Source organism: Bradyrhizobium sp. P2_E8, assembly GCF_056403875.1.
In genome coordinates this window covers 1-2,273 of sequence record NZ_JBFUES010001112.1, presented here as the reverse complement: position 1 = coordinate 2,273, position 2,273 = coordinate 1, and the positions used below count along the sequence as shown (strand labels likewise).

Here is a 2,273-nt window from a genome sequence, read left to right as displayed (position 1 = left end):
ATCGTGATCATGTATTTCGCGATCGCCTATGATCTGTGGCCGCACCTCACCGGGCGCGAGCTGACCGACCTTCGCCTGATCCGCACGCAGCTCTGGCTGTGGTTCGTCGGCATGATCGTCACCACATTCCCCTGGCACTGGGTCGGCATCCTGGGCATGCCGCGCCGAATGGCCTATTTCGACTTCGGCGATCCCGCGATCGCGCCGCAGGCGCTCTCCGTCACATTCTCCGCGATTGGCGGTTTCATCCTGCTGACCTCAGGCATCATTTTCCTGGTCATTCTGGCCCGAGGGATGCGCGCGCCACAGGCTGACGCCGGCCCCTATCGGTTTGCGCTGGCCGTGCACCAGCCGGCGACGGTGCCGGTCGCGCTCAACACCCACGCGCTTTGGGTGGCGCTGATGATCGCGCTGACCATCACCAACTACGGCTATCCGATCCTGACGCTGGCGCTGACCGAGGGCACGTCGGTGCCGGCCGTCTATGTGGGAGCGCAGTGATGAGCACGCGCGACCTCTTCACCTTCCGTAACGGCCATTTCAAGATCGGCGTCGGCATCACTGCTGTGATGCTCGTCGTGACGGCGATTGCCGGATTCATCGTGCTGCCCTTCGCGCAGCCCTGGGTGCAGTTCGCCAATGTCTGGGATGCGATCTGTAGCGCCGCCGGCGTGCCGCGGCGCGCGGCAAGCGTGACGGCACCCGAGCAGAGCAAGCGTCTTTCAGAGGTCGTGCTCACCTCGCACACGCTGTCGCGTCCGAGCCAGGAGGCGATTGGCCGCGGCGCCACGCTCGCGCAGCGCTGCGCGATCTGCCATGGCCCGACCGGCATCAGCCGCGCGGACTCGCCCAACCTCGCCGGTCAGTATGCGGCCGTGATCTACAAGGAGCTGCACGATTTCCGCTCCGGCGCGCGCACCAATGCCGTGATGTCGCCATTCGCCGTCAACCTGACCGACCAGGAGATCGCCGACCTCTCGAACTACTACGCCTATCTGCCGCGGCTGCCGGCCTATCACCCGACGCCGCTTCTGCCGAAACCCAACATCGTCATCTACGGCGCGCCGATCCGCGGCATCGCGCCGTGCGGCGCCTGCCATGGCAGCCTCGACAACAAGACCGGCAGCCCATGGCTCGAAGGCCAGTCCGAGGCCTACATGAAGGCCCAGCTCCAGGCCTTCGCCTCAGGCGAACGGCGCAACGACATCAGCCAGCAGATGCGCAACATCGCGCGCGCAATGACGCCACAGGAGATCGAGCAGGCCGCGGCCTACTACGCCTCGCAGCCGCCGGATGTTGTCAAAGCGGTGGATTGAGTCCCACTGCCATTGCGAACGCAGCGAAGCAATCCAGAATCCCTCCGCGGAATGACTCTGGATTGCTTCGTCGCAAGGGCTCCTCGCAATGACGGCGGAAAGAGTGTGCCCAGCCTAGGCTACGTCGACGCCAGCTTCGGCCGTCCGTAGATCGCATCCGCGCGTTTCTCGAATGCAGTGGAGAAGCGTGCGAAGGCGGCATCGAACATCGATCCCATCAGCATCGCCAGCATGCGGCTCCTGAACTCGTAGGCGAGGAAGAACCCGACGTCGCAGACGCCCTCACCCTTGGGCTCGAACGTCCAGCGGTTTTCCAGATTACGGAACGGGCCTTGCAGATATTCGACCAGAATCTTCAGGTTGGCGCGGTCGAGCGTCACGCGGCTGGTGAAGGACTCCTTGACGAGCTTGAACGACACCGTCATGTCGGCGACCAGCACCTCGGTGCCGTCAGGCTTCGCCATCCGCTGCCGCACCTTCAGCGCGCTGCACAGCGGCACGAATTCCGGATAGCGCTCGACATCGGCGACCAGATCAAACATCTCGGACGCACTATGGTTGACGCGGTGCTTGCTCGAAACTCGATGCATGGTACGTCAGCGGGCTTGAGCTGCCCGCGCAGCCTTCAGTCTCGCGAAATCCTCGCCGGCATGATGCGACGAGCGGGTGAGCGGGCTCGCCGACACCATCAGGAAGCCCTTGGTGTAGGCGACCTTTTCATAGGACGAAAACTCGTCCGGCGGCACGTAGCGCATGACCGCGTGATGCTTGCGGGTCGGCTGGAGATATTGCCCGATGGTCAGGAAGTCGACGTCGGCCGAGCGCAGGTCGTCCATCACCTGCTGCACCTCGTGACGCTCCTCGCCGAGGCCGACCATGATGCCGGACTTGGTGAAGATGGACGCATCGAGCTCCTTGACCCGCTGCAACAGCCGGATCGAATGGAAGTGATCCGGC

General features: G+C 64.1%; 4 protein-coding genes. 2 read left to right on the top strand and 2 right to left on the bottom strand.

Annotation, left to right across the window (positions count from 1 at the left end):
* The coding region (locus AC1D00_RS37360; RefSeq protein ID WP_477014119.1) for a cbb3-type cytochrome c oxidase subunit I at window positions 1-501 on the top strand (501 nt) is incomplete at its 5' end.
* Window positions 501-1,316: a c-type cytochrome gene (locus tag AC1D00_RS37355; RefSeq protein WP_477014118.1), complete on the top strand. Its 816-nt coding sequence runs from the start codon at window positions 501-503 to the stop codon at window positions 1,314-1,316. The genes AC1D00_RS37360 and AC1D00_RS37355, both read left to right, overlap by 1 nt.
* A gap of 119 nt (window positions 1,317-1,435) precedes the next feature.
* On the opposite strand, the gene AC1D00_RS37350 is transcribed toward AC1D00_RS37355, so the two are convergent.
* On the bottom strand, window positions 1,436-1,906 hold the full coding sequence (locus AC1D00_RS37350) for a type II toxin-antitoxin system RatA family toxin (RefSeq protein WP_477014117.1): 471 nt from the start codon (window positions 1,904-1,906) through the stop codon (window positions 1,436-1,438).
* Between the two features lie 6 nt (window positions 1,907-1,912).
* Window positions 1,913-2,273: lipoyl synthase (locus AC1D00_RS37345; RefSeq protein WP_477014116.1), on the bottom strand; the 361-nt coding region annotated here is incomplete at its 5' end.

Bases quoted from the DNA above. Each gene is read 5' to 3' on its own strand.
- AC1D00_RS37350 (WP_477014117.1), bottom strand. From the start codon at position 1,906: ATGCATCGAGTTTCGAGCAAGCACCGCGTCAACCATAGTGCGTCCGAG.
- AC1D00_RS37355 (WP_477014118.1), top strand. From the start codon at position 501: ATGAGCACGCGCGACCTCTTCACCTTCCGTAACGGCCATTTCAAGATC.